We start from the raw sequence: 1,019 nt of genomic DNA, 5'->3' as shown, positions 1-1,019 counted from the left end.
ACCAACGCCGAGATCGATCGGCTGACGAAGGTGTTGGACGCGCTGGTCGCGGAGATGGATCCCGACCGGCCCTGGGAGCACCCCGACGCCGCCTACCTCGACTCGGTCTCCTTCACCCAGTGGCTGGGTGAGCAGAGCGACGATGCCGAGGCACGCGACAACATCGCGCTCTACGTCGGCCCCGCGATGCTGACCAAGCCCTCGCACTCCTTCTCCGCCCTCCAGGCCCTCTTGATGGCCGCCAGCGCCGGCGCGTTCAGCCACCTGGTCGACGCCGACTTCATCCTCGACAAGCGCGTCGTCGGCGGCCTGGCCTCGGTGCCGCGGATGCTGGCCGAGAAGGTCGGCCACGACCGGATCCGACTCAGCAGCGACGTCACCCGCATCGAGTGGGGCGAGGACGGCGCGCTCGTCGAGGTCCGCGACCACACGGGCACCATCGAGCACCTCACGGCCCGCCGGGTGGTGATCGCGGTCCCGCCGACGGTGCAGCGCCGGATCCGGTTCGTCCCCGAGATGCCGTCCGAGCACCGGATGGCACGCGAGCACCAGTCCTTCGGCCTGGTCATCAAGGTCCAGCTGGTCTACCCGACCCCGTTCTGGCGCGAGCAGGGCCTGTCCGGCACCGGGTTCGCCCCGTACCTGCCCGTGCACGAGATCTACGACAACACCCCCGAGGGCGACCCGCGTGGCTTCCTGGTCGGCTTCATCGCCGGGCTGAGCGCCGACGAGCTCGGTCGGCTCAGCGCCGAGGACCGCAAGGCCCGGATCCTGGACTCGGCCGCCGCGTACTTCGGCGAGCAGGCCCTGACCCCCAGCGTGTTCCACGAGTCGGACTGGCAGCACCAGGAGCTCACCGGTGGCGCGTACGGCACCAGCTTCGACCTGGGCAGCCTGACCCGCTACGGCGCCAAGCTCCGCGAGCCGATGGGCGTCGTGGACTTCGGCTCCAGCGACGTCGCCGGCCTCGGGTTCCAACACGTCGACGGCGCCATCCGCGTCGGCACCGAGATCGCCGC

The 1,019-nt window shown here is 70.8% G+C and carries 1 protein-coding gene; it reads left to right on the top strand.

All coding sequences use genetic code 11. The annotated features are described in order from the left end of the window. On the top strand, positions 1-1,019 hold a 1,019-nt coding region (locus tag KSO98_RS18335; protein WP_225287204.1), incomplete at both ends, for a flavin monoamine oxidase family protein.

Source organism: Nocardioides nematodiphilus, from assembly GCF_020216525.1.
Lineage (GTDB): Bacteria > Actinomycetota > Actinomycetes > Propionibacteriales > Nocardioidaceae > Nocardioides > Nocardioides nematodiphilus.
The sequence above is the reverse complement of the archived record's forward strand: the minus strand, read 5'-3'. Positions and strand labels throughout refer to the sequence as shown.